Origin of the sequence: Halorubrum salsamenti, assembly GCF_007671685.1 — an archaeon.
GTDB lineage: Archaea > Halobacteriota > Halobacteria > Halobacteriales > Haloferacaceae > Halorubrum > Halorubrum salsamenti.
The window spans coordinates 1-17979 of record NZ_VCNL01000015.1 but is presented as its reverse complement, the minus strand read 5'-3'; the positions used below and the strand labels follow the sequence as shown (position 1 = coordinate 17979).

19 protein-coding genes and 3 pseudogenes are annotated in these 17979 nt (G+C 58.8%); 7 read left to right on the top strand and 15 right to left on the bottom strand.

Features of this window, described 5'->3' with window-relative positions:
- Nucleotides 1–565: 565 nt before the first annotated feature.
- The 4 genes and pseudogenes from FGL94_RS17925 to FGL94_RS17905 all read right to left on the bottom strand — a co-directional run.
- Nucleotides 566–1252, bottom strand: coding sequence for an NAD(P)-dependent oxidoreductase (locus FGL94_RS17925; protein WP_142980494.1), 687 nt, complete (start codon nucleotides 1250–1252; stop codon nucleotides 566–568).
- A complete protein-coding gene (locus tag FGL94_RS18740; RefSeq protein WP_241659241.1) occupies nucleotides 1249–1560 on the bottom strand; it encodes a hypothetical protein in 312 nt (103 codons plus the stop codon). Before FGL94_RS18740 ends, FGL94_RS17925 begins: the two co-directional genes overlap by 4 nt.
- 659 nt (nucleotides 1561–2219) lie before the next feature.
- A complete protein-coding gene (locus tag FGL94_RS17910; RefSeq protein WP_049983668.1) occupies nucleotides 2220–3374 on the bottom strand; it encodes a DUF63 family protein in 1155 nt (384 codons plus the stop codon).
- A gap of 72 nt (nucleotides 3375–3446) precedes the next feature.
- Nucleotides 3447–3668: pseudogene (locus FGL94_RS17905) on the bottom strand (Lrp/AsnC ligand binding domain-containing protein); the annotation flags it as partial.
- On the opposite strand from FGL94_RS17905, the pseudogene FGL94_RS18960 reads away from it, so the two are divergent.
- Nucleotides 3657–4197, top strand: a pseudogene (locus tag FGL94_RS18960) (hypothetical protein); the annotation flags it as partial. The pseudogenes FGL94_RS17905 and FGL94_RS18960 overlap by 12 nt on opposite strands.
- A gap of 35 nt (nucleotides 4198–4232) precedes the next feature.
- Here FGL94_RS18960 and FGL94_RS17895 read toward each other — a convergent pair.
- The gene (locus tag FGL94_RS17895) at nucleotides 4233–5240 is read right to left on the bottom strand and encodes a site-specific integrase (RefSeq protein ID WP_241659240.1); all 1008 of its coding nucleotides are present in this window, start codon (nucleotides 5238–5240) and stop codon (nucleotides 4233–4235) included.
- Here FGL94_RS17895 and FGL94_RS18730 point away from each other — a divergent pair.
- Nucleotides 5217–5444: a hypothetical protein gene (locus FGL94_RS18730; protein ID WP_241659239.1), complete on the top strand. Its 228-nt coding sequence runs from the start codon at nucleotides 5217–5219 to the stop codon at nucleotides 5442–5444. The genes FGL94_RS17895 and FGL94_RS18730 overlap by 24 nt on opposite strands.
- Before the next feature lie 66 nt (nucleotides 5445–5510).
- Here the strand turns inward: FGL94_RS18730 and FGL94_RS17890 are convergent, their stop codons facing one another.
- From FGL94_RS17890 to arsD, 8 genes are all read right to left on the bottom strand, one after another.
- Nucleotides 5511–6020 carry a DNA-binding protein gene (locus FGL94_RS17890; protein ID WP_186313453.1) on the bottom strand — a complete coding sequence of 170 codons (510 nt, stop codon included), beginning with the start codon at nucleotides 6018–6020 and terminating at the stop codon, nucleotides 5511–5513.
- Nucleotides 6013–6708: a nucleotidyltransferase domain-containing protein gene (locus FGL94_RS17885; RefSeq protein WP_186313452.1), complete on the bottom strand. Its 696-nt coding sequence runs from the start codon at nucleotides 6706–6708 to the stop codon at nucleotides 6013–6015. The genes FGL94_RS17890 and FGL94_RS17885 overlap by 8 nt, the downstream gene beginning before the upstream one ends.
- A 106-nt stretch (nucleotides 6709–6814) precedes the next feature.
- Nucleotides 6815–7348 carry a DUF7342 family protein gene (locus FGL94_RS17880; protein ID WP_144928132.1) on the bottom strand — a complete coding sequence of 178 codons (534 nt, stop codon included), beginning with the start codon at nucleotides 7346–7348 and terminating at the stop codon, nucleotides 6815–6817.
- 537 nt (nucleotides 7349–7885) lie between these two features.
- Complete coding sequence (locus FGL94_RS17870) at nucleotides 7886–9562, bottom strand: transposase (protein ID WP_144928126.1); 1677 nt, start codon at nucleotides 9560–9562, stop codon at nucleotides 7886–7888.
- A gap of 79 nt (nucleotides 9563–9641) precedes the next feature.
- Nucleotides 9642–9833, bottom strand: a complete 192-nt coding sequence (hcsS, locus tag FGL94_RS17865) for a halo-CC-star protein HcsS (protein ID WP_144928123.1) — start codon at nucleotides 9831–9833, stop codon at nucleotides 9642–9644.
- Nucleotides 9824–10192 carry a halo-CC-star protein HcsL gene (hcsL, locus tag FGL94_RS17860; RefSeq protein WP_144928121.1) on the bottom strand — a complete coding sequence of 123 codons (369 nt, stop codon included), beginning with the start codon at nucleotides 10190–10192 and terminating at the stop codon, nucleotides 9824–9826. The genes hcsS and hcsL overlap by 10 nt, the downstream gene beginning before the upstream one ends.
- The gene (gene arsA, locus FGL94_RS17855) at nucleotides 10189–12120 is read right to left on the bottom strand and encodes an arsenical pump-driving ATPase (protein ID WP_144928117.1); all 1932 of its coding nucleotides are present in this window, start codon (nucleotides 12118–12120) and stop codon (nucleotides 10189–10191) included. The genes hcsL and arsA overlap by 4 nt, the downstream gene beginning before the upstream one ends.
- Before the next feature lie 3 nt (nucleotides 12121–12123).
- Nucleotides 12124–12453, bottom strand: a complete 330-nt coding sequence (gene arsD, locus FGL94_RS17850; RefSeq protein ID WP_144928114.1) for an arsenite efflux transporter metallochaperone ArsD — start codon at nucleotides 12451–12453, stop codon at nucleotides 12124–12126.
- 324 nt (nucleotides 12454–12777) lie between these two features.
- On the opposite strand from arsD, the gene FGL94_RS17845 reads away from it, so the two are divergent.
- Together FGL94_RS17845 and FGL94_RS17840 are read left to right on the top strand one after the other, a co-directional pair.
- A complete protein-coding gene (locus FGL94_RS17845) occupies nucleotides 12778–13170 on the top strand; it encodes an ArsR/SmtB family transcription factor (RefSeq protein ID WP_144928111.1) in 393 nt (130 codons plus the stop codon).
- Between the two features lie 177 nt (nucleotides 13171–13347).
- Nucleotides 13348–13779 (top strand): low molecular weight phosphatase family protein, encoded by a 432-nt coding sequence (locus tag FGL94_RS17840; protein WP_144928108.1) that lies wholly within the window; start codon nucleotides 13348–13350, stop codon nucleotides 13777–13779.
- A 74-nt stretch (nucleotides 13780–13853) separates the two neighbouring features.
- Here FGL94_RS17840 and FGL94_RS17835 read toward each other — a convergent pair whose 3' ends face one another.
- Together FGL94_RS17835 and FGL94_RS17830 are read right to left on the bottom strand one after the other, a co-directional pair.
- Nucleotides 13854–14696, bottom strand: coding sequence for an arsenite methyltransferase (locus FGL94_RS17835; protein ID WP_144928105.1), 843 nt, complete (start codon nucleotides 14694–14696; stop codon nucleotides 13854–13856).
- Nucleotides 14689–15048, bottom strand: coding sequence for an ArsR/SmtB family transcription factor (locus FGL94_RS17830; protein ID WP_144928102.1), 360 nt, complete (start codon nucleotides 15046–15048; stop codon nucleotides 14689–14691). The genes FGL94_RS17835 and FGL94_RS17830 overlap by 8 nt, the downstream gene beginning before the upstream one ends.
- 820 nt (nucleotides 15049–15868) lie before the next feature.
- On the opposite strand from FGL94_RS17830, the gene FGL94_RS17825 reads away from it, so the two are divergent.
- From FGL94_RS17825 to FGL94_RS18900, 3 genes and pseudogenes are all read left to right on the top strand, one after another.
- Nucleotides 15869–16822 (top strand): ParA family protein, encoded by a 954-nt coding sequence (locus FGL94_RS17825; protein WP_058365046.1) that lies wholly within the window; start codon nucleotides 15869–15871, stop codon nucleotides 16820–16822.
- Nucleotides 16819–17370: a hypothetical protein gene (locus tag FGL94_RS17820; protein WP_125919943.1), complete on the top strand. Its 552-nt coding sequence runs from the start codon at nucleotides 16819–16821 to the stop codon at nucleotides 17368–17370. Before FGL94_RS17825 ends, FGL94_RS17820 begins: the two co-directional genes overlap by 4 nt.
- Nucleotides 17371–17573: 203 nt before the next feature.
- Nucleotides 17574–17902 (top strand): annotated as a pseudogene (locus FGL94_RS18900) (helix-turn-helix domain-containing protein); the annotation flags it as partial.
- Between the last annotated feature and the right edge of the window lie 77 nt (nucleotides 17903–17979).

Sequence of the window (17979 nt, the reverse complement as noted above, 5' to 3'; positions counted from 1 at the left end):
CGGACGACGTGCGACAGCGAGTAAATCAGGCTGTCGAACGCTTCATGGACGAGACAGGCTGGGAGTTAGACATTGGTAGTAGTGAACCGCCGACCAGCATCGAGACTGTACGGGACCTCCCAAAGCGTGGCCCTGCGCGACTCCTGACCCGCCTCGCGATTCAATCTGTGCGTGATCGATTCCCATTCTAAGCGGGTGGCAAAGAACAGTCCACACACCCTTCAGCGCGATAGACGGAGCAGCCGGTCTTGCAGTACACTCTTCAAGGAGACGCCGGCTATGTACAGCTATGCCCGGTAAACGGAGTGATTCCCCACTCGGTCGGGTGATTGGTCTCGGTGTCGCCGGCCTCGCTGTAGTGTTGCTGGTGTTGGATCAGACCACCGACCTGCCGGTTCCCTACGGATATGATGGAAGTGGCTTTAGCTTCCTAATCGGGGGTGTAGTGGCACTTCTGGTCGTTATTGTCCTGGGGTGGCAGTATCGTGATGTCCTGTTTGGGTAATTCGCTCGGGAAGCAACTCGCTTTTGCGCAATCAGTCGCGGGACTCGTACAGCTGTTGTCTCAGTTAGTTTTGAGTCGCTTCGCGATCGTCGCAATCTGATCCAGGAAAAATCCGAGATCGGCGTTCTCTTGGCTGGTGACTATCGGCGTCTCTCGAACGTATAGGTCCTCTTGAACGATTTGAAGCAGAAAATCGGCGACATCAGCCCGTGAAATCGGCCGAGCACTGGCATCAATATCGACACCGTGGACGTATTCTCCGGTTCGCGGTGTGTCCGTCAATCCACCGGGCCGTACGATCGTCCAGTCGAGGTCGCTTTGCATGACCAGTTCTTCTTGCCGGGCCTTGTCTGCCATCAGATCGTGGAGAGCGGTTGCGTTTGCAATTCGGACATACCACGGAACGGTTTCAGAGCTCGAACCGAGACCCATCGACGTTAACACGAGTAATCGGCTGACTGGCCGGTCATCCATCGCCTCGATGATGTTTCGAGTTCCCCGCGACACGACATCCGGTGGGTTGTTCGGCGTTCGTCCAAGGAGACAAACCACGGCGTCTGTATTCTCGACTGTTTCAGAGACTGCCCCTGGATCCAAGACATTTCCCTCGATAGCTGTGATCTGCTCACCTGGCGGGAGTTTAGCCTGGGATCGGGTGAGGGCCCGAACGTCATAATCGGCGGCCAGGGCCTGCGTTATCAAACGTCGTCCTGTCCCACCAGTCGCCCCGAACACAGCGAGTTTCATGAGAGTGAACCGGTAAAGCGGTTGTACAACTCAGCAAACAGGTAGGTGAATACACCTGTAATGACCACTGCTTCAAGGATTCCAGCGATAGTCCCAGCAGGTGTCGGCGTGAAGAACAAATGCCACTGCTCCATCATCTCGACCCCACCTTCGTAGATTCCGATCGCCCCGAAGAGGCCGAGTAAAAGCATAATCACAGCTGCGACAGTAGCTGCTGCCGCAGCAAATGGAAGCGGATCGAGACGCGGTGATTCCTGACTGGATTCCGGGATCTGACGAACGCCGGTTTGCTCGGGTGGAGTGCTCATATGAGATACTACGAGCGGGTAATTCACTGAGTTTGTGGATACGATTCGAAACCGGCTACATCAAACTGCTACCCGCCAAAATATGATGACAAAAAAGCACCACGGCACGGGGTTTGACCCATTACTGAACCCTTCTCTTAGCACGATCCAGCCCGATGAGTCAGCGTGACAGCGCGAAGGCTCCCAGAATGAGATTGGATTCGAACGCAGAACTGTTGCAAAGATGGGATGTCGAAAGTATTCCCGAGGTAGCCCACAAGAAGGTAAGACACAATCGCATTGAATAGGGAACTCGTATTGAGAACTGGAGACGCATTTCACGGAGGGAAAATATGTCTGACAAAACAGACGATACACGACTCATTACGATTGTTCTCATTATCATCGGTGCGTTCGTCCTCTTCCCGATGTTCTTCATGGGCTTCGGGATGATGGGAGTTGGCCCGATGATGGGTGGCACATGGGCGGCCATATGTGGGGAGACGGGACCATACCAACTTGGATGTTTATCGCCGGTATCATCATGCAGCTCCTTTTTTTAGCTGCCCTCGTCGGCGGTGCCTACCTCCTCTACCAGGCAATTACGGGAAGTGAGAGCGACTCAGACGACGTCACCGGTAGTAGCCAAATAAACGAACGACGGAACGAGAGTCCGGTACTTATACGCCGAACGTCGCGCGCAGCATGTCCCGCGTGCCCGGGCCGAGCCCGACCGCGAGCACCGTGATCAACAGCAGCAGCGTGTACCGCGGCGACTCCTCGTACATTTCCCCGTTGAACACCCAGACGACGAACGTCGCGGCCGCGAGCTTCACCAACAGAAACGGCCACGCGTCGCCGGTGACGGAGACGATTGACGCCGGCAGCAGCCGCCCGGTCCAGTCGACGATCAGCGCGTTGACGACGTGTTTCGGCACGAGGTTCGCGGTGCCGGTCAGGGCGGGCATCCAGTTGAGCCCGATCACGTTCGCGACGCCGTCGATCGCGTGCCCCCAGATGATCACGATCCCCGCCGCGCCGGTCCCCTGTCGGATCGTCGGAATCTGCCGGGTCGCCAGCGCCCACGTGCCCGCGGTCGCGGCCGTCGCGATGACGAGCGTGGGAACGAGCACCTGCGGATAGAAGGTGACGTAACCGGTCGTGGCCGCGAGATAGGACAGATACCCGACCGCGAGCGCGAGCCCCGCGGCGCCCGACGCGAACAGCGGCCGCGCGTAGTCGTCGACGACGCCACGGCGTTCGAGCCCGAACGCGGCGAGCACGCACGCGAGCGTGAACAGGAACACCGTGAAGTAGATGAACGGGCTGATCAGCACCGCACTCGCCGGGAACGCGATCAGCGGTTCGACGCCGGCCGCGGTCGCGGCGACGCCCGCGTCCTCGACCGTCCGCATCGCCCCGCCGAACAGCATGAACGGGAACAGCGCGTAGAAGAAGCGGAGCTCCGTGGCGATGTCGAGCCGGCGGAGGAGGAAGACGACGCCGATCAGCATCGCCAGCAGGATCACCACGTAGCTCACCGTCGAGAAGGTGGTGTACCCCGGGGCGGCAACGACCTCCCCGGCGCCCCGAGCCGCCTGACACGCCGCGGTGCTGCCAAGCAGCTCCGTCCCGCCGGCGTCGCGGACCGCGCACTGCGCGCCCTCGCCGTCCGCGACCACCGGCCCCCAGAAGTAGCGCCAGAGGAACTGGTCGTAGACGACGCGCGGGAAGACGACCGATCCGACCGCCAACAACGCCGTGACGCCGCCGACGACCGCCGCCCACGCGCGCTCCGGCGACGGGTCGAACCCGTCCGCCACACCTGTGCTCATGGTCACCGTTCGGGGAGGTCCCGAGTTGAGCGTTCCGGTCCCGTAGCGCGGGCGGCGGCGCCACGCGCTCCGCTACAGCGGCGGCCCGGGCTGCTCGTAGTCGGTGCCGAGAATCACCATCGTCTGCGAGCGCGAGAACCCCTCGGTCTCCGCGATCCGCTCGAACATCAGCTCCCGGAGCCGGTCCGTGTCGGCCGCGACGACGCGGAGGATGATGTCCCACTCGCCGGTGGTGAGGTGGATCTCGCGCACGCCGTCGATGCCGCGGAGGCGTTCGAGCGCGTCCTCGAACCGGACGACCCGTTCGTCACCACCTATAGAAATGTAGTGGAAGAGGCGGGACACTCCTGTCCGACTGCCTCGAACGCCTATCGGATCGTCCGGTTCGGGCTCGACGCCCTGTATCCCGACGACTTTCCAGTTCGGAGCGAAACCGAGGTGCAGGCGGCCGGCCCGCAGGACGATGCTGCGTACGGCGTGATGAGCCGCATCATCTCGTACGTGACTGCGCGACCGACGATGACGGATTCAACGGGCTCGCCGGCGGCTACGGCGGCCGCCGCGACCTCCTCGTCTTCGACGCATTCGACCCGGACACGGCGGAGCTGACGTTCCGATTCCGGCGAACCGACACGGACGAGACCGTCGAAGTGGCCTACCACGTCAGCGACGTTCCTGGCGGTGACCCGCGATCGGGAACCTCCAGGGGATTCTCGACGGATCGGCAAGCGACCAGCAACGGGAGGCCTTCGCTGACGCCTGGCACCGCCGCGTGCAAGTCGTTCTCAGCGACGACTCGGTGTTCACCGTCGACGCGGTGTGAACGCGGCGGTGTATCCTTCGTACTCGAAATACGAGTTACCGGGGTATACTGTCGATCTCGTTGAGCGCCTCGGTGGCGACATCCCCCAGTTCGCCGGCCTCGATATGCGAGTACCGCTCACGGACCATTTCCTCCGAATTATCGAGATACCGGGCGGCGACAGTATATCCGAATGCTCGAACGAGAACTTCACCCATCCCACGCCGACCACCGTGCGGAGCAAGATAATCGTGTTTCGGATGGTCGATGTCGATCTCTGCAGCCTCTGAGAGTCGTTGGAGAATCGACCGTGCGCCATCCGTCGTGATCGACGGCGGCCGAATATCCTCCTCAAGCGCCAGGAGGAGGTCGCGAGCGTACTCCTCACGGCGTTCGGCGATTGCCTCCGGATGTTCCCCTCGTTCGGATAGCTCTTCCCGGACGAGCCCTGCAAGCGTCCGTTGGTCGAACGTCGGGAACACCGGCCAGCGCTCAGTTGGTGGGTCCATAAGCCGACGATAGCTCCGCAGCGGCGAGATCACCGGATCGGGGAGACTGGCGGCGTCCCACTGTTGTTTCTTCCGGTAGACGTCCATACTCCCCTCGTCAAGCGAGAGGTCCTCCCAGCGGACGCCACGTCGACGCGGATCGTTCGGGTCCCGGAGAAGTTCACCGACGCGTACGGCGGTGTACGCGAGGACGAACACCAAAGCCCGGTCACGAGCCGCCTTCAGCGCCGTGTAGCGCCCTCGCTGCTTGTCGAGGGGGTCAGTATCCTCTAGGAGTGTCGTGTACGCTTCGACGGCGTCGCGAGCCCGTTCGTCGACGTGGCGGGTGAGGGCGTGCCGCTGTTCGGACGTCCAGGCCTGCTGGTCGCCGGGCTTGCGGCCGTCGTCCTCCGGCAGCGGCGCCATCGCACTCGCTCGCTGCGCGTAGTGGGCCTCAAGATATCCCTCGTTGACGCACCAGCCACACCACGCAGAGATATAGCGATAGTAGGTTTGTACCGTGTTCTGTTTGAGTCCTCGATCGCCGGCGAGATGCCGGGCGTACTCCCGGAACACGCGTTCGTCGAGGTCCTCGAAAGTGGGGTCGCGGTCGACGTCGTCGGGGACGATCCCGGTCCAGTCGTCGCCCCCGCGGTCGCCGGCGGCCCACTCGGCGAACCGCTCGAGTTCGCGGGCGGCGTTGCGTCGATAATTCCCGCCGTCGCCTCCACGGCCTTTCCCCTTGTCCTGGAGGTGGCGCTCGAACGACTCGGAGAGTGAGGTCAATGGCGTCCGTTCCGTCGGTGTATTCCGGTCCATAGTGCTCTCCTGAACTGTTGAACGTAGTCAGTCACACAGACAGACGCCGCCTTCCCGAATCTGGCTCACTGCGAACTGATGGACAGCGCCGGCGAGGTCAGTCATTGCTTCCGCCTGCTCTTCGGTTGGACGCCCCCCGCCGTAATAACTCTCTGTCCGGTTCTCGCTGTAGAGGTCCTTCATCGCCTCTGCAGTCTCCCGCTCAAACAGCCCAATTTGGTGGGCACGCTCGTAGCTGAACTGGTGGTCCTGAAAGTCCTGAAGCGTATCGTTCGTCATCGCGAGCGCGTACGCCTCGATCGACCGTTCAATCGCGCCGAAACAGACTTCGATGACGGCCGTGTAATACCCATCCTGTGACTGGAGAGTGTCCACGACCTCGAGGAGGCGGCACGCTTTCGTCAACTGTGTCTTCCAGTCTTCGTCGGCACTAATCCCGTCCTCGAACGCTGTTCGCCCGCGTCCGACCATCTCGAAGGCATCCTGTACACGGTCGAGTGCTGTGAGCACAGCGGTCGGGTCCGAGCCGTTACTCATCAGAGGCTCCTTCCTCCAAGAGGAGGTTCTCGACGGTTTCGAAGTCATTCGTCTTGTAGACCGGAATCCCTGAAACGACGATTTCTCGGATGTCTTCGGTGTACGCCGGGATCGCCTGGACGGCCTCGACATCGATATCGTAGGCGTATCGGTCACCATCGAACTCCGTGTCTTCGAGGTCACGGGCAATGGTGTTCGCTTCTCGTTGGCTTTCGGCCCGCCCAGACCGGGTTAGCACCCAGAGGTCGATATCGCTCCGTCGGTCAGCCTCGCCCCGAGCCACACTTCCATAGAGGATGATGCCGACGACGTCGTTGATGTTCTCACGGAGCTTCGTAACTGCCGCTTTGACCGGTTGCTGATACTCAGGTTGGGGAATCCGGAGGATCGGATCGTCTGGAATCGACAAGCGCTGTCTGTTGATCTGGACGAGTCGCTGGTTGCTTTCGGGCGATTCGACGACCAAGTCGTTCGCGCTGAGAACTTTCACTGCCCGCCGGACGGATTGGTGTGAGTGACCGATTTGTGTCGCGAGTTCTCGCAGTGAGAAGTCACTGAATCGGTGATTTGTTAAAAAAAGAAGAACGTCGCTCGTCGCCTTGTGTTTGAATAAAGCCGGGTCTGAAGGGGGTATTGAAATCGAAATAGCTGCCCCAGACGAATTCGTACTATCCGTCTCGTGGTTCATATGCCGTATCACGGACCACTACTATAAAAACATTATACGTGAGTCGGAATCAGCCTAAATATACATCTGCCAACCACGGACGTGCGGAGAACGAGATGCGTCAACTCTAGCCCTCACTATGCTCGGTCGCTGGGGCTAGAAAATCCCACTCCCGGATGGCAAACCCCACAATTTCGATTCGCCGTTGAAGCTGTTTCCACTCACGCGCAATCTCTCGGCGACGGTCCTCTTCGGTGACATCCAGTACCTGGTCAGCGATCGTCCCGCGAAGTTGGTTCGGTGACTCGACATCGAACTCGTTCTTCCATCCTCGGATCTGAGCGTTCATCTCGGTGAGCCGTTCGGTGAGGTCTTCGACGGTGTGGTCGCTATCCCGAAGGCGTATGGCCTCCGTGAGCGCTTGACGACGATAATCGGGGAAGTATGTCGTGTGGGCCCCGGTGTCGTCACGGTGAAGGATGCCGTCGTCGACGAGCCGTTCGAGGGCGCGCTTAGTCGGCCCGTGTGACCAGTCCGCTTCGGAGGCGATCCAGTTTGCTGTCCGCGGCTCTGAAACCTGCCGGGCGACCATCCGAACCCGGTCTTCACCCGTGGGTTGGCATTCCATCGGGCCCTCGGGAATCGATTCACCTCCAGTCATACAAACCCGTTCGTGCTGTGTCATAAAATAGGTCACAGGCATCTGGTCTATCACGAGGACTGCCCTCGCTATCTCCGCGGACTCGGCTGAAAAGAGTCAGAGAAATCTCGAACCCCGTTCTTGGCGGCTCTACCCTGGGGGAAGCGCCGTTCTGAGCCGGTTGCAGCATTCGTGCTTCACCGACGGCGGCGGGGTACTTCAAAGTGGTCGTGATTATTCGTGTAATCAGGACCACCGGTGACAGAAGTCTCATAACCATTTTTCCTATGATAAAAGGGTTCTATCCCCCGAAATTCGGATTTGGCCAAAGGTATAAATCATATAACGCTATACCAAAATCGCGACTGGGAAAGTTGAGACTACAGCGGGTTTAGCGGTGCTGTGATGCGTGGTTTCAGACGAATCGACGAGCAGAACCTGCTTCAGCTTCCTCCCCAAACGTCATTCTTGTTGAGATGAAAACAAATTCAGAGTATTTCCGGAGCCTGGGATAGTGTAGCCACTCAAACGGCGTGCTAACCCAGACTGGGTGTTTCTCTACCCGATTCCAGTTTCCTTCTTTAGCAGCGTCAGCGTATTGTCGGCTGTCACAATGGGCGAATGCTCGTACTCCCCGGTCAACTCCACCTGCACGAGTAGATCGACTGCTCGCCAAATCGAGTACAGCAGACACGCGAACGCGAAATAGAAGAACCGAAGTACGAAATTCTTCGACGTAGTTGAGGCCATAAACCGCTTGATCGACCTGTAGCCGCTCTCGATCTCCCAGCGATATCCGTACTCAGTGAGAAAGCTACCGCCCTGGTTGGATATGAATACCGAATACTGTCGATGGTCGTCATGCTCAGAGTTCTCTTTCCGGCGGTAGATCAGCGTCGTTTCGTGCCACTCATTTTTTCCAAGATGGAGTTTTCGGTCCGTCTTGTACCGGTCTTGATCATACCGGAGCAACCGCTTCGCTTGGGCTTTCTCACTGGTCTGCATCCGCTTCGGAACGACGTACGAGAGCCCGCGCTGGCTAATCATCTCCAAGACGTGCTGACTATCGAACTCACGATCCATCAGCACGTTATCGACATGAACCAAGTCCTCGGCAGAGTCGAGCAGATCCTTGACGATCTCCTTCCGTGACTCACCACGTCGAACTGGTCGTGCATCAAGGACGAGTGGGACAGCGTTGCCGACCAACTGGACTGTCGCCCACTGATAGGCGTACTCGTCAGTCTTCTCTTTCGTCCCGATAATCTCATCCTCGTGGCCTGTGCGGTCGCCCGTGAACGGAGCGTCTTCTGTGATATCGATGGCAACAATCCCTGCTCGGAAGAATTTCTCCGTCTCTGCAACCTCATCGATCAGTTGACAGACTGCCTGTCGGTACATCTCCCGAATCGTTGGTATCGAGAGGTCGCGGATGTGGTCGCGATGGGCATGTCCAAGTGGTGTTCGCTCACGCGTCGTCTCGTGAATGAAGCTACGAGCCCCCTCGTTAGCAGCCAAGTTCTCACGCAGCCCCAGATATGTTTGTAATGACCAGAACGCGTTTTCGTGGATCTCATAGCTCTCTCCCCGGTCAAGTGAAAATACGGGGTAGACAATGTGACTGACGTGGTCTGTAACCTTCTTCGCCTGTTCCAACACGGCCAGGTCGTCTAGATCAGATTCTTCGGTATCGTCACTCCGACGAGGACGCTTTCGGTCCGGTGGGCGCGGAACGTCGACATCCGAGTTTCGTGCTTTGATGAGGATTGTTCGAGCAGCTGTTTCGACGGTTTCACGAAGGTTTGCAGTAAATCGGTTGTTCCAACTACGCCACAACGTGGACTGATCTGGGGTTGTTCCAAGGCCCAGTTGTTTGCAGATATCAGGGTGGCGATTAAGGTACTCAACGAGCGCAGTCTCGTGATCCCATCCGTAGAGTTCTTTCAGGATGAACACTCGAAAGAGCGTGGCCATCTCGTACTGTGTCGATCCTGTATAATCGTCGTGGGGATCGAAGCAAAAGTATGCCAGTGGAAGCGAACAAACGAACTGGTTGACTGACGCGTGCTCAGCATGGGCGAACCACACTTCCGAGACGACGTGAATATCCTCCTGTAATCCTGTAAGAGAGTTTCGGTCGTAGATCGGTGTCGAATTATATGCTGGCCACTCAACGTATGATCGTTGTGCGATTTGTCGGAAGACAGCACGTCGAGATGCAGCGGTCGGAGCCACTACGACCTGTTGAGCGTGGCGCCGTCAAGAATCCGTCTAACTGATCTGAGAAAAACGGGAGTGGTTGCCAAAGTTGCTGTTAGCAGCAGTCACTTCCGGCGTCGCAGACGGCACCGTACTCGAGACCGATCTCGTCACTAATTGTTTCATTGCATTCGATCAACAGCGACTCGAACTCGGCCGCTGTCGCCTCCGACTGCGCCACATCAAGGTCCTCCCCGAGCGCCTCGGCGGCAGCCAGCACGTCTTCGTCGGACGAGCTCAACAGCACCCACCTCCGAGTGACTGCGCGAACTCCCGTCTGATCTGCTCGCTGACTACATCGTTCGTCTGCTTGAGCAGGGCGACGAGTTCCTCCTGCGCTGCCCGATGCTGTTGGATCGTCTCGTTGTTCGAGAGCTCAGTTTGGAGTTCCTGAAGATCGCTCATGACCGACGAGTCGAACTCGTTGCCTTGCAGTTGCTGCTGTTTTTGCTGGTACGTTTCGAGCAGTGACTGCGCTTCATCGTCGGCTTCGAGTTGCTCGCTTGCGTCCACGAACTGATGGTAGGTCTCTGAGTCGCAGAGCGTCTCGGTGAACGCCTGCAGCGACGCTTCGACGGCTGGTTCTTCCGACACCGCCTCGCTCACGACGCCGTCACCTCCGGTTCCGTCTCCCCGGTGACATCGTCCAGCCCGGTGATCTCCTCACCGAACGCGCGCAGTTCGTCCAGTCCGACTGGCTCGTCCTGGCGCAGCGGGGCGAGCATCATCGGCACGTCGAACCGATCGCTGATCTCGCCGAGGTACTCGGCCTGCTGAGCGCGGCGGTTCTCGAAGAAGGCATTGTCGCCGTACTCCTCGGGGAGCAGGTAGTTCGATACCACCAGTGAGGTCTCGATCCCGACTTGGTCTTCGAGGTCTGCAGCGGCCCGGTAGGCCTCCATCATCGGGGTGTACTCGGGGTACATCACGAACGCGAAGGTGCTCTGGTCGGGGTCCTTCATCGTCTCGATGACCTCGTCGTACTGGTCGCCTTTCGCGGGGGCAGCGCCCTTCGTCAGCGAACCGAGGTCCATGAAACCCTTCCAGTCGGAGGGAAGTTCGAGCAGTCGGAGCGTGTGCCCCGTGGGGGCGGTGTCGAAGACGACGACGTCATAGCCGTCCTCGTCGAAGTAGCTCACGAATTTCTCGAGGGCGGCCATTTCTTCGGCGCACGGAGACTCCAGTTCCTCTTCGACGTTTGCGATCGCCGCGTCCACGTCGATCTGGGTATCCTCTTTGTCCTCGTACATTTCGGTGACGTGGTCGAGGACCTGCGTGCGGTACTCTTCGAGCGCTTTCTCCTGGTCGATCCGCGCCGCATCGAGGTTCGCCTGGCTGACCGAGGTCGGGTCGTGGCCGACCGGCTCGCCGAAGATGTCCTCAAGATGGGCGGCCGGGTCGGTTGTGACGACGAGCGTTTCGTGGCCAGCTTCGGCGAGCTTCGTCGCCGCCGTCGAAGCGATCGTACTCTTGCCAACGCCGCCCTTCCCGGTGAAGAAGAGGTACCGTGTCTCGTCACCCGGTTGCAGCTGGTCGGCGACTGCCTCGGCGTCTGCCATCGACTCGAAGTCGACCGCGGCCTCAGCGTCTACGTCGGTCGCCGTCCCGACATCGACAGTCGCCTCGTCGCCGTCGTACAGAACGCCACCGACATCTGCGAGTAGGTCGAGCCCTGCGATCTCGCCCGGCTGGAGTGGGTACGTCGCCATCGCGTCGGCGCCGAACTCCGTCCGTGCGCGCTCGATAACGGCCTGCTCGTCGTCACGCTTCCCCTCGAAGAACGGATCCTCACACACCGATTCGGGGAGGTAGCCGTTGATGATTAGCAGCTGGGACTCGATCCCGAGGTCGCCGAGATCGCTCGCGCTGCGTTCGATCTCGTCGATCGAAGAGTCCTCGGGCTTGCCGACGAACGCGAATGAGGTTCGTTCGTCGTCCTGAAGCGTGTCGATGGCACGCTCGTAGTCCTGTTTGCGCTCCTCCATCGAGGCTGCCGGCCCGATGCAGGTCGAGCCGCCCTTCTCCAGTTCGGCATTCCAGTCGGAGGGTAGCTCCATTAGACGGATGGTGTGTCCCGTGGGAGCGGTGTCGAAGACGACGACGTCGTACTCCGGGCTATCCATGAAGTCGACGAAGTTATCGAAAGCGGCGATCTCCTCGACGCAGGGACTGTTCAACTGTTCTTCGACCGTCTCGATCTCATCCTCCCCGAGCAGTTCGCGCATCGGTTCGATCGTCTCTTGGCGGTACTCCTCGGCGGCGGTGTCCGGGTCGATCTCGATGGCCGAGAGGTTCTCGATGTCGTCGATTGCGGTGACCTCGTGGCCGATCTCTTGGCCGAATATGTCCGAGAGATTCGGTGCAGGATCGGTCGTCACCAGCAGTGTCTCGTAGTCGTTGTCGGCGAGCCAGGTTGCCGTCGCACAGCTCACGGTGCTCTTGCCGACGCCGCCTTTGCCGCTGAAGAAGACGAACTCGGTCTCATCACTCGTCGGTTCGACGACCGCTCGCGCGTCGGTGGGCGTTGTGCTCATGCGTTAGGCCTCCTGTGCCTGGGTGGTGGTTTCGAGTGCTGCCGCGAGTTCGTCGTACGAGAGGTACTCGGACTTGGCGACGATTTCGTCGTCGACGACGGTGATCGGCAGGATCGAGGGGCCGTGTTCCTCGACCAGATCGTAGATGCGCTGCGTTTCGAGGAACTGATCGATGTTGTGCTGCATGTTCGCCCGCGAGACGTCGACGTCCTCGAACTCCGCTTCGAGTTGATCGAGGGCGGCGCTGACTTCAACGAGCTCTTCGTCGGGGTCAGGACCGCAGACACCGGTGGAGCAACACATCGCCTCCTCGTACAGGGTGAGTTCAGTCATTGGTGAGAATAGATCGTTCGCTCAATTGTCTGGTCGACAATGCAGCTATCATGGATCACGGAGTGGACGGGGTTGCCTCGCATTCAGTTGAGCAATTATTCAATCATGGTCATAAGCTCTTCGGCTCAGCGCGGACGTAGCCCACGTGCGATTCAGAACATATGCGGCGTTTAGGGCATCACAACACGTCAAAATAGAAGATTACTGCCAATGTATTTCTGGGACCATCTTATAGAATCCTAAAATGATCGGATGTCAATCGAATGCGCGTGGCTCGCAGGTCTCTCCACAATGCTTAATCCACTATCTGCTCAATCGATGTGTATGTCATCGACTGAGCGGCTACAGCGGTATCTCGCCGACGAACGGGGTGGCTGTGGTGACGAGGAGGTCTCCCAGCGTCTGGCGGAACTCGAAGAGATTGATGCGGCCGCGGGTGGGCCAGCGCTGGACCAAGATGTCGGGCTGCTATCGGCGCTCGCGAACGAGACCCGGTACAAGATCGTTCGTATCCTCCACGTCGCTGGCGAGGAACTCTGCGTCTGTGAATTTGCGCCGTTACTCGATGTTAGCGACAGCGCGATCAGCCACGCCCTGTCCCAGCTCACCGATGCTGGACTCGTTACACGCCGTAAAGAGGGGAAGTGGCGAAAATATCGTGCGACAGCGCGCGCCAATGCTGTCCTCATCGCCCTCGATGGATCGCGGGAGCTATGACCAGTCGACGAGAGCGATCGATGAGCTAGTTCTCACCGCTCCGTTGGAACCCGCTTTCGCTTCAGTGGTCAGTGTTTGAGAGTGGCTCCAGCTCTGACACGGCAGCTATTTGGTCCTATATAGGGCGAGATATTCCTCATATGAACCCTTAAGACGGCCTAAGAGATGGTATTCCTCATGGGTACGGAATCGACGACGAAGTTGGGATTCGTGTGTGTCCAGAATGCCGGTCGTAGTCAAATGTCGGCAGCGTTCGCCGAACAAGAGCGTGACCAGCGAGAGCTAGGGGACAGCATCGAAATTCTCACGGGTGGGACACACCCGGCTGAGCACGTTCACGAAGAAGTCGTCACGGTCATGCGAGAGCGGGACCTCGATCTCTCCGACCGAACACCGCGGGAAGTCTCGACTGACGAGCTCGAATCGTGCGACATTGTCGCTACGATGGGTTGTTCGACGCTGGAACTGGACGCAGAAGATGTGGATGTTCGGGACTGGGCGCTAGACGATCCTCACGGACAAGATCTTGATACTGTCCGCGAGATTCGTGACGACGTGGAGCAACGCGTCGAGGCCCTATTTGACGAAGTCCACCAAGACGAACCGTAGCGCAGGTGCAACGACATCGTACGCTCTCTATAGAGGCTATTGAGTGGACAGAACTGCCCACACCTGCTGATCAGTCAGGTGTGGCGCGCTGGTTTCCGGGCCTCGATAGTGGCAGAAACGAGATAGTCACTGAGATCGCGATCAGCGTCCCAATCGCTGATGAACTCGGTGCTCTCGTCTTTAGGGGCTATCTCGATCGCTTCGAAGCCGGCACTGTCGAGCATCGATTCAAGCGCGTCGACGGTTGATGCACCGGCGACGCAGCCAGTTAGCGAGTCCGGGTCCATTTTGACGTCCTCGGGGAACGGCGCAGTTTGGACGACGTCCGAGATGGCGACACGGCCACCGGGCTCGAGAACGCGGTAGGCGTCGTCGAACACCCGTTGTTTTTCCGGAGCGAGGTTAACGACGCAGTTCGAGATGACGACGTCGACGGTCGCGTCTGCAACGGGGAGATGGCTGATCTCGCCGAGGCGAAACTCGACGTTGTCGGCGTCGTTCTTCGCAACGTTCTCCCTCGCTTTCGAGACCATCTCCGGTGTCATATCGACGCCGATGACGTCGCCGTCCGGGCCGACCTCCTCTGCAGCGAGGAAGCAGTCGAAGCCTGCTCCTGAGCCAAGGTCGAGCACTGTCTCGCCGGGCGTCATCTCGGCGAATGCCTTCGGATTTCCACACCCGAGACCAAGGTCTGCGCCCTCAGCGACCGACGCGACATCGTCGGCGTCGTAGCCAAGGCGTTCGCTCCCGGTCACGTCCGCGTCGCCGTCACAGCACCCATCGTCGTCGGTGGTATCGATGCCGACATCGCCACAGCAGTCCTGACTGTCCGAAGCGATAGTCCCGTAGCGTTTGCGCACCATCTCGCGGGTCTCCTCGGGGTCGCGGTCACCGGCCGCCGTAGTATCGTTACTCATGGGCACCTCGCAGCTCGTCGAGGGTTTCGAGAAGGGCCGCGGTCGTTTCAGTCGGTTCGTAGTACCGCCAGGACCCTTCTTTGCGGCGCGTGACAAGTCCTGCGGTGTACAAGCGGGAGAGCGCTTGGCTGACGGCGCTCTGACTGACGCCGACGGCGGCTTCGAGATCGCAGACGCAGACGCCGTCATCGGCGTTCGAGATTCGGCGAAGCAGCTCGTATCGTGTGTCGTTCCCCATCGCGGTCAGTACTTGGAGGTCTGTCGCCATCGCGTCCGAGTCGACGTCTCCGGGCGGTGTACAGCAGGTCTCGGCCCCTCCCGTGGTCCCATCCGTGATCGCATCCTCTGCCATATCAGTACTAGCTTATACAAGTGAGCACTAATATGTTTCCCACGACGAGCCCCTCGAAACTCTGGAATCAAGTTGAACCCTGAGTACAGCAGTACCATCACCGATCTGAATCAGAATCGGTGCGGTAGAAAGACGAATACGTCGGTGAAGTCCCCTGTGGTGAAAACGACGTTCGAGATCGTGTAGGCTAAACGCGTATGCATTGAGAGAGCCAGTCTCAACTACTGCGGAACCGGAAGGTGGATTCATTGTCGAAGCTAAATCGGGAAATACTGGGGCTGAGTCGGTTGTCCTTCCCAATCGTGTCATCTATTTCTGGCGAAATCACGCCACGGTTGTATTGACCACATTGGCGAAATCTCACTTTCTGCCGCCCCACAACGCCGCGAGAGTGTAGTCTTCTTCGGCGAACTCAGGGGATCAACCGTCCAAGAGAGATAGCGGATGGGCTTGCTTGACATCTTCACGACTGATTACGGGGCTGGGGACTCTTGGCTGGGAGATCATCTGAGCCCCGTCGATCACGGTACGAGATTATATGCAGAGCGTCGGTAGCTGATGTAGCTGAATGATTCTCTCCGTATCGAGGGAGAAGAATGGTCGACGGCCCGACCTTGTTCTACCTAGCGTGCCGACATCCGGCGAATTTTGCTTTACTCACCCACATACATCAGTTGTGGCAGTCCGTTATGAACGTCCATTGTGAACGGTCATTATGAACGTACAGTATGGTCATAAGGTGTGGTCTGTAGTTGCTACAGTGAGTAATGTGGTGTGTGTCTGAGCAACTCTTATTATCGATGCGGATGATGGTGCGCACATGCTACCAATAACCGTCTATAACCAGAGTGGTGGCCAATCCAAATCCACGATCACCAGAGATCTCGCCGCCGCCTACGCCGAACTCGGTCTCAACGTCCTCATCGCGGATTTCGACGCGCAAAATGGGAGCGTCTCGAACTATCTTGGCGTCGACGAAGACAAACACAACCCCGACGCCGACGACCTAACGCTCCACCTCATTGACCAGGGCAAAGGGCCGTTCCGCGATCTCATTCGCACGGCCGACGACGGCATCGACGTCATTCCCTCACACAAACGCTTCAACCGCGTCGACCAACGCCTCGACCAACACGCCGACTACCTCGAAGCGTCCAAACCCCCCGAGTGGGAGTATCCCCGATACAAACGCTTTTTCCAAGTCCTCCAAGACAACGACATTCAGGACGAGTACGACGTCATGCTCGTCGATCCGAACGCGAAAGCCGACGAAGGCTACTATCTCGCCCTCTACGCCACCCGCAACATCCTCATCCCTGCCGAACCCACGCGCGGCGGCATCGAGAGCATCGCCGGCGTCGAAGACAGCGCCCGCAACTTCGCCGAAGAGATGGATATCAACATCACACTAAGCGGTGTCGTTCCATCGAAAGTCGACGCCGGAAAGAAGATTCACAAAGAGTACCTCACTAAGATTCACGAGCAGTATCCGGCTCCAGTCTACTTCAAAAACCTCGGTGCGTTCGAGAAGGCCGAGGAGAACTACGAGACGGTGTTTTCTCAGCTGAAGGACGGCCGCATCCGTGACTACAACGCGGACATCATGCCGAAGTTCCGCACCCTCGCATCGTACATCTACCATCGCGCGGGCCAAGACCTCCCTAACGGCGGGTGGCCGCGAGAAGATCTATTCCACGGGAACGACATCTGGGGAGAAGTCGACCTCTCTCAGCTGACAACTGGCGGTCCCGACGCCGCTGAGGTGTCACAATGAGCTTCGAGTCAGGCGGCGATATGGAGAACCCGTTCGAGGACACAAATGACGAAGGCGACGACACTCAAGCCGACGAATCAGTAGAGATGGACATGGAAGACACGCAGCCTGTCGAGGACGACGAATCGACCAACGAGACCACTGGACAGGCGTCGAGTAATACGAGGCGCGACGACTTACGTGAAGCCGGTGTCGGACAAGAATCCGAGACCGGAGTCGACTACATTAGCGACCTTAAATCCGGCCGCAGGCACTCGAACGAGCAGCTCGCGAGAGCACTCATGCAACCGGAGTATCACTCCGAGTCGCCGCCAGTCCCCTACGCGACGTGGCGAGATGGAACGTCGACGGCACGCGACCGGACCACGCTCGAACTCAACCCGGACGTCGACGACCTTGTCCGAAAGGCCCAAACCGAGTTCGAGGACCGCTATGGCACGAACATCACAAAGGCCGATCTTCGCGAGTTCGCGATGGTGTACGGCCTCGCACACCTCGATGACGTCTTCGAGATGGCTGAAGAATGGGGCATCCAGTACGACAACTGAACCTATGCGCTTCCGTAATTGGCTTCGAACTGTTCCTTGACGTCATCAATATACAGACTTGTGAGCATATCCTTGCCAACTCTAAAGACGAATGGTCCATCCGTACATGAGGAGAAACCTGAGTGGTAGAACTCAGCCAGATACGCTCTAACCAACTATCTAGTAAGGCTTTCAATTGTTACCGAATTATTGGTAACCACCAGATGTACGAGGTGCTCGACGACACGGCAGCCCAGGTCATCCTCGCCATCAAAAGTGGTGACTCCATCCGGCGTGTCGCTCAGCACCTCCACAGACCGTACGAGACGGTGAGACAAGCCGTCAACCGTCTCGAAGACGGCAGACCTACGTCCACTATGACGACGGCCTCTCTGTTGTCGACCAGCGCGTGAGAGAAGCCGCGCGCGAGCTGGTCGCGGCAAGCGCCGGCGTGAGTCCACCCTCCATCGAGGAGGCATACATCATCCCGCAGTTCGGTGACTGGCCGTTCGCGTTCACGCGGATCGACACCATCTACGTCTGGATACAGGGCGAGCGTGTCATAGAAAGCGTCACGTACGAAGCAGCAGGGTGCGAAAAGTGTGTCCAACACCAGCGCAACCCTGCAAG

Coding starts and splice junctions, on each gene's coding strand:
- FGL94_RS17925 (WP_142980494.1), bottom strand. CDS start 1,252: ATGAAACTCGCTGTGTTCGGGGCGACTGGTGGGACAGGACGACGTTTG.
- FGL94_RS18740 (WP_241659241.1), bottom strand. CDS start 1,560: ATGAGCACTCCACCCGAGCAAACCGGCGTTCGTCAGATCCCGGAATCC.
- FGL94_RS17910 (WP_049983668.1), bottom strand. CDS start 3,374: ATGAGCACAGGTGTGGCGGACGGGTTCGACCCGTCGCCGGAGCGCGCG.
- FGL94_RS18730 (WP_241659239.1), top strand. CDS start 5,217: ATGCCGGGCGTACTCCCGGAACACGCGTTCGTCGAGGTCCTCGAAAGT.
- FGL94_RS17890 (WP_186313453.1), bottom strand. CDS start 6,020: ATGAGTAACGGCTCGGACCCGACCGCTGTGCTCACAGCACTCGACCGT.
- FGL94_RS17885 (WP_186313452.1), bottom strand. CDS start 6,708: ATGAACCACGAGACGGATAGTACGAATTCGTCTGGGGCAGCTATTTCG.
- FGL94_RS17880 (WP_144928132.1), bottom strand. CDS start 7,348: ATGACTGGAGGTGAATCGATTCCCGAGGGCCCGATGGAATGCCAACCC.
- arsA (WP_144928117.1), bottom strand. CDS start 12,120: ATGAGCACAACGCCCACCGACGCGCGAGCGGTCGTCGAACCGACGAGT.
- arsD (WP_144928114.1), bottom strand. CDS start 12,453: ATGACTGAACTCACCCTGTACGAGGAGGCGATGTGTTGCTCCACCGGT.
- FGL94_RS17845 (WP_144928111.1), top strand. CDS start 12,778: ATGTCATCGACTGAGCGGCTACAGCGGTATCTCGCCGACGAACGGGGT.
- FGL94_RS17840 (WP_144928108.1), top strand. CDS start 13,348: ATGGGTACGGAATCGACGACGAAGTTGGGATTCGTGTGTGTCCAGAAT.
- FGL94_RS17835 (WP_144928105.1), bottom strand. CDS start 14,696: ATGAGTAACGATACTACGGCGGCCGGTGACCGCGACCCCGAGGAGACC.
- FGL94_RS17830 (WP_144928102.1), bottom strand. CDS start 15,048: ATGGCAGAGGATGCGATCACGGATGGGACCACGGGAGGGGCCGAGACC.
- FGL94_RS17825 (WP_058365046.1), top strand. CDS start 15,869: ATGCTACCAATAACCGTCTATAACCAGAGTGGTGGCCAATCCAAATCC.
- FGL94_RS17820 (WP_125919943.1), top strand. CDS start 16,819: ATGAGCTTCGAGTCAGGCGGCGATATGGAGAACCCGTTCGAGGACACA.